The following is a 6,419-nucleotide window of genomic DNA, read 5'->3' as shown; positions in this document are numbered from 1 at the left end:
ATGAAAATTTGTTAAGAAGCGGGCAAGATGCCCGCACTCCTCGAATTCTTTGATCTGACTGGAGTGGGAGCATCTTGCTCCCTGGATTTTTAATTAGGGTATTTCCGCTTCGCGGACATGAATAAGCGAACTTGATATCATCTCCCCATCCTCACTATTTCCCCAACTAACTAACCATGCGCTTATTTTGCTTCACCAAAGGTTCCAATTGTTTATCAAGAGCGCGAATATGATTAACAAACCAATCGAGTAAATTTTTCTGGACTTTATTGGCAACTATATCGAAATTCTGATGAGTGTCAATTTCCCCTTTGATTTGCGTCAACATCTGCACAAAATTCTGATGAGCCTTTTGATTATCACAAGCTACTGGACACTGATGATTATTCATGCAGCCTTCTTCATAGCGAAAATGAACCGCAACATAACCATCCAACATTTTTAAGATACTTTTGATTTCCCGGTCAGATTTTTTCGTCTTCAATCCTTCTAGCAACCGATCCATTTCATCGAGCAACTGTTGATGTTGAAGATCGAGTAAGGGAATACCAATTTTCAGCGAATCTGTCCAAGTTCGTGGCATTATCAACCTCTTTCGGTTTAAATACAAAAAGAATTGAGAGCGATTCTAGCATGGCCCACAGGACTGAAAGTTGATCGAATCATGAAGATTTTTCTAGTGTTCTGTCATTAAGTGCGAAAAAGAACATTTTTTTGACTGATTCCGTGATTCCTCCGGATTAGTCTAGGGTGCAGCAGAAAAAATCAATACAGAACCTTGCGCGGTAATGAGGTGCAGTAGTAAAAGATCCCCCCTAACCCCCCTTAATAAGGGGGGAATAAGAAAGTCCCCCTTAATAAGGGGGGAATAAGAAAGTCCCCCTTAATAAGGGGGGAATAAGAAAGTCCCCCTTAAAAAAGGGGGATTTAGGGGGATCAAAGTGTACCGCATAGCAGAGCCAACTGCTGTAACCCGAAGAAACAACAACACCTAATTCCTATGACTTCCATCTCTTCTTGGTTTGCCGAAAGCACACCAGCAAAAATTGCCCGTAAACGGTTACCTCAGACCTTGACGTTTGTTTTGATTTTTACCAGTATTTTCGCCGCATATACTTGGAGATTAAGCCAACTGCAAATTATTCATGGGGAAGAAAATCGAGAACGAGCAGAAAGTAATCGTATTCGTCAAGTTCCGGTTCCCTCAGACCGGGGCAATATTTTCGATCGCCACGGAAAAATATTAGTCTCTAATCGTCTTTCGCGATCGGTCTATGTTTGGCCCAAGGAGCGATCGCCCCAACAATGGCAAATTCAAGCGCAAAACTTGGCCACTGTCCTCGATATTCCCGAACAGGAAATTCTCGAAAAACTGGCAGCCGATGATTATCAAGCTCGCTTACCTATTCGCATTTACCGCAATTTGAGTTTAGAACAATTTACAGCTCTTTCTGAATTAGACCCCGTTGGCGTAGAAATTCGCTCAGAATCTAATCGTCTCTATCCCCATGAAACCCTAGCCAGCCATGTCATCGGCTATGTGGGAGAAGCCACCCGCGAGGAACTCGAAGCTCATCCCGATTATCCCATGGGCATGATTGTGGGACAAATGGGTGTAGAACGGTTAGCCAATGAGCAGCTCAAGGGAGAATGGGGAGGCCGGTTAGTAGAGGTGAATGCCAAAGGGGAAGAGTTGCAAGAATTAGGCTTAGATGAGCCTCGCTCTGGGGACTCGGTGCAGCTCACCCTAGATTTAGAGTTACAAAAAGCGGCCGAGCAAGCGTTAGGAAATCGTCGCGGTGGGGTGGTTGCGCTGGATGTGAAAACGGGGGGAGTCCTAGCGATGGCAAGCGGGCCAACGTTTAACCCACAAATTTTCACCCGTCGCGTCACCAGTCAGGAGTGGGAAGAGCTACAAGGGGAAGATGAACCCTTTTTGAATCGCGCTCTTCAGGGATATCCCCCAGGGAGTACGTTTAAGATTGTCACCGCAGCAGCAGGGATGGAGTCGGGGAAATTTAGCCCCAATTCTACTCTGATGACTTCGGCCTATATTACTGTGGGGGGCATTCAGTTCCACGAACATAGTGGCGGTTATGGGGTGATTGGTTTTCGGGATGCTCTGGCTTACAGCAGTAATACGTTTTTCTATCAGATGGGGATGGAAGCGGGAGTGGAGGCGATCGCCGAATGGGCCCAAAATATGGGTATTGGCCCAACTACAGATTTAAGTTTACTGGGGTTGGAGGGAGGACGCAATGGTTCGGTTCCGACTCCTGAACAAAAGCAAGAACTCTATGGTGAGCCTTGGTATAGTGGCGATACGGTGAGTATGTCCATTGGTCAGGGGTTGGTTTTGGCTTCTCCCTTGGAATTGGCGGTGATGGTGAGCAGTATTGCCAATGGGGGAATGCGGGTTAAACCCCATTTATTAGCGTCCCAAACCGATACCGAAAAGATGCAACCGGAACCCACAGGCTTATCTCCTGACACCGTAGCAGCGATTCGCGAGGGTTTGGTGGCCGTGGTGCAAAAGGGGACGGGACGAGGGATGAATGATGGCACGATTCCCCTAACGGCAGGTAAAACGGGAACTTCGGAGGTGTTGGGACAAAAATCCCATGCGGTGTATGTGGGATATGGGCCGGTGAGTGACCCCCAAGTGGCGATCGCCGTTGTGGTGGAAAATGGCGGTTACGGTGGGGTGACTGCTCTACCGGTAGCTCAAGAGATTTTTAAGGCTTATTTCCGCCAGTAGACCCTGAGAAATTGCTAACCTGGAGAAGATATCCTCTGAGTCACACAAGATGAGTAGTCAGGAAGGAAAGGCGATCGTTAATGAGCTAAAAACCCAGATCCTAATCTTGGCTGGGTTTGTGATCACCTTCTGGGTGGTCGAAATTGTAGATCTAATCGTTTATCAAGGACAACTGGATCAATATGGCATTCTTCCCCGCCATATTATCGGTTTGCGCGGCATCCTCTGGTCTCCGTTCTTGCATGGTAATCTTGCCCATTTAATCGCTAATACGGGCCCATTTCTGATTTTGGGATGGTTGGTGATGGTGCAAGAAACCACAGATTTCTTTTGGGTCACCGCCATTACCATGTTAGTAGCGGGGGGTGGGGTGTGGCTATTTGGGGCCCCAGCTTTTCATATTGGCGCGAGTAGCTTAATTTTTGGTTATTTAGGGTTTTTACTCTTTCGAGGCTTATTTGAGCGCAATTTAGGCTCGATCGCCCTTTCCCTAGTTGTCGGTTTCATTTATGGCGGTCTCATCTGGGGTGTCCTTCCCGGACAACCCGGCATTTCCTGGGAAGGTCACCTCTTTGGACTCATTGGGGGTGTTCTCGCTGCTCGCTTTTTAGCCAACCGGAAACGGACACAGGGGTAATCGTTCATTGTTCATTGTTCATTGTCCATTGTTCATTATCCCCTGAGATAGTCTCGAAAGGCTTGCGCGGTTAAGGGTTTGCTGAAATAATAGCCTTGACCGTAGTCACAGCCTAGGCTTTGCAAAAATGCTTGCTGCTCTGCGGTTTCGATGCCTTCAGCGATCGATTTTAAGCCCAGGGACTGAGCCATTCCCACAATTGTTTTTACTAGGGAGACGGCTTCTGGATCTTCAGGAATTTCGGAAATAAAAGAGCGGTCAATCTTTAAAACTTGGAAGGGATAGCGCTTGAGAGTGCTGAGAGAAGAGTATCCCGTACCAAAATCATCAATCGCTAACCGAATCTGGCGATCGTGTAATTGTTCAATCAAAGCTTTAGCATCTGGAATATCTTCCATTAAAAGCCGTTCTGTAATTTCCAGTTCTAAACAAGCCGTATTAATCTGATGGCGCTTAATAGTCCCTAAAATCTCATTAACAAAATTGGATTCCCGAAATTCACGGGGAGACAAATTAACGGCAACCCAGAGATGAGCATCATGAAACTCTTGCCATTGAGCTACTTCTGCACAGGCTTGATCTAGGGCCCAGGCTCCCAATTGTACAATTAATCCCGTTTCTTCGGCAATGGGAATAAATTGGTCGGGTCTAACTGCACCCAGCTCTGGATTCGACCATCGCATTAAGGCTTCTGCACCTACAGTATATCCCGATTTCAAATCAATAAAGGGTTGATAGACCATATACAATTCATTTTCGGAAATGGCATGACGGAGATATTTTTGCACTAAGTTCCGAGTTTGGACTTGCTGATTAATCTGAGGGGTGAAAAACTTAAAGGTATTACGTCCCTCATTTTTAGCTTCATACATGGCAGAATCAGCATTTTTCATCAGCACGATCGCATCAAGTCCATCATCAGGATATAGGGTAATGCCAATGCTTACGGAAATAAAAATTTCTTCGTTTTGAATATGAAAAGGATTTTTCAAAACTTGGAGAATATTTTGGGCAATTTTTTCGGGATCGTAAAGAGATTCAACATTAGGGAGAAGAATTAAGAATTCATCTCCTCCCAACCGCGCTAGAGTATCACTTTTTTGGATACAAAGCAGTAATCTTTGGGCGACTTCTTGCAGCAGTTCATCCCCAAGTTCATGACCTAAACTTTCATTGATTTGTTTAAAGTGATCGAGATCTAAGAGCAGGATGGCAACCTGATTGTTTTTCTGCTCGGCTTGGGTAATAGCCTGCTGGAGGCGATCCCGTGCTAAGATCCGATTCGGTAAGGCTGTTAAGATATCATAATTAGCCTGATATTCTAAGAGCGCTTCATTTTGCTTGCGTTGGGTAATATCTTCTTTGACGGCGACAAAATGGGTGATTTCTCCTTCTAGATTTCTGATGGGGGAAATCGAAGCATATTCCCAAAAAAGGTGACCATTCTTACGTTTATTTTTAAATTCTCCATACCATTCTTTCCCGGATGCGATCGTCTCCCACATGGTTTTATATTCTCGATCGCCGGTATGACCGGATTTCAAAATTCGGGGATTTTCTCCTTTTACTTCTTCGGCACTATAACCCGTCACTTTTTCAAATTTAGGATTCACATATTCGATATTTCCCTGAGCATCGGTAATGACAATAGACGCAGGACTTTGTTCAGAGGCTTGATAGAGAATTTGTAATTTTTCTTGGGCTTGTTTGAGGCTGGTAATATCAATCAGGGAGACCAAATGAGCCATTTCTTTTTCCCAAGGAATTTCGACAGCTCTCACTTGTAATATCACTGGGACTTGTCCCCATTTCTCTAAGACGATTTCTGTGGTTTTTCCGGAGGTATCGACAGAAAAATAAGTGCTAATTAAATCTTCTTTTTTTTGGTTTAATAAGTTCTCAGCTACTGGATTGGCGAAAACAATTTGCCCTTTTTGATTTAAAACGACTAAGCCATGAATATGGGTGGAAATAATATTTTTGAGTCGCTGTTCGCTTTGACGTAGGTCTAGATCGGCTTGATAGCGATCGCTAATATCAGTATACACGGCAATTGTGCCGGTAAATTTGCCACTGACATCTAACATGCGCTTAAATTTGACCTCAAACCAGCGTTGACCGGTCTGAGTCCAGAGTTGAGCTTCATAGCGCTGTTCTGATTCCTCGGAGTTGATAAAATTGAGTACCTGTTGATTGAGCCAAGGCAGTTCGAGTTCAATCGGTTCTGGACTATAATAGAGAGAACCGGGAACCGTCATTTCTGTAAAGGTACGTGCAGCAGACGCATTTAAGTTAACGATTTTATTGTCTTGATTCAATAAAAATACTGCATCCGCCAGGCTTTCAAATAAGGTCAAATACTTATTCTTAATGTTGGCTAGATTACGATTTTCTTCCTGTAGCTCTACTATAGATTGATTAATATTTTGACTCACCCATTCTCCACAAAATCCCAGCTCAATTCGGTCAAAGAAGCGATGGATAAACAAGCGATATAATTGGCATTGATCGGGGCTAAAATTGCCCATATCGAGCAAATCAAGATAGGATTGTCGATAATATTTAAATAACCCAAAAAACAATTCTATGGTAATGCCCCGACTGCGATGGCGTTGGGCTTCTAAAATACCAAATTCAGTGCCAATATCGTGTCTTTTCGGAGGATTGGGGGTTAATTCTTGAACGCCAGAATTTTCAGCAATCGTCTCCATCAAGGGTTCAGATAACCCACAAATCGACACGCGCCAAGCTTCAGCTAGTGTTGAGGTATAGACGGCATATCCCTGTCGCTTGGCATAGTATAAGATTTTATTCATTAACCACTCTTCATGACTAGCAATTAAATCAGATAAGGGTTGAAGAGGATTTTGGGAATGATTATACTGGCTGGACTTACTCATAGGTGATTGTAGAGGGATGAATCCTATCGCATCTACTCCATCGATTCATGGAGAAATGGGGAGTGCTTAATCTCCGAATTACAACGTCTTTAACTATTGTAAATCTAGCGCCCTGACAACGGAC

At 44.3% G+C, this 6,419-nt stretch carries 4 protein-coding genes; 2 read left to right on the top strand and 2 right to left on the bottom strand.

What is annotated here, in order from left to right; all coding sequences use genetic code 11:
* Window positions 1-166: 166 nt before the first annotated feature.
* A complete protein-coding gene (locus tag PMG71_RS19455) occupies window positions 167-583 on the bottom strand; it encodes a bacteriohemerythrin (protein WP_283755386.1) in 417 nt (138 codons plus the stop codon).
* Window positions 584-1,000: 417 nt separating this feature from the next.
* On the opposite strand from PMG71_RS19455, the gene mrdA reads away from it, so the two are divergent.
* Complete coding sequence (mrdA, locus tag PMG71_RS19450) at window positions 1,001-2,758, top strand: penicillin-binding protein 2 (protein ID WP_283755385.1); 1,758 nt, start codon at window positions 1,001-1,003, stop codon at window positions 2,756-2,758.
* Between the two features lie 49 nt (window positions 2,759-2,807).
* Window positions 2,808-3,395, top strand: a complete 588-nt coding sequence (locus PMG71_RS19445) for a rhomboid family intramembrane serine protease (RefSeq protein ID WP_283755384.1) — start codon at window positions 2,808-2,810, stop codon at window positions 3,393-3,395.
* Between the two features lie 35 nt (window positions 3,396-3,430).
* Here PMG71_RS19445 and PMG71_RS19440 read toward each other — a convergent pair whose 3' ends face one another.
* The gene (locus tag PMG71_RS19440; RefSeq protein ID WP_283755383.1) at window positions 3,431-6,295 is read right to left on the bottom strand and encodes a sensor domain-containing protein; all 2,865 of its coding nucleotides are present in this window, start codon (window positions 6,293-6,295) and stop codon (window positions 3,431-3,433) included.
* Window positions 6,296-6,419 lie beyond the last annotated feature (124 nt).

The organism is Roseofilum acuticapitatum BLCC-M154 (assembly GCF_030068475.1).
Classification (GTDB): Bacteria; Cyanobacteriota; Cyanobacteriia; order Cyanobacteriales; family Desertifilaceae; genus Roseofilum; species Roseofilum acuticapitatum.
This window is presented reverse-complemented; position numbering and strand designations above follow the sequence as displayed.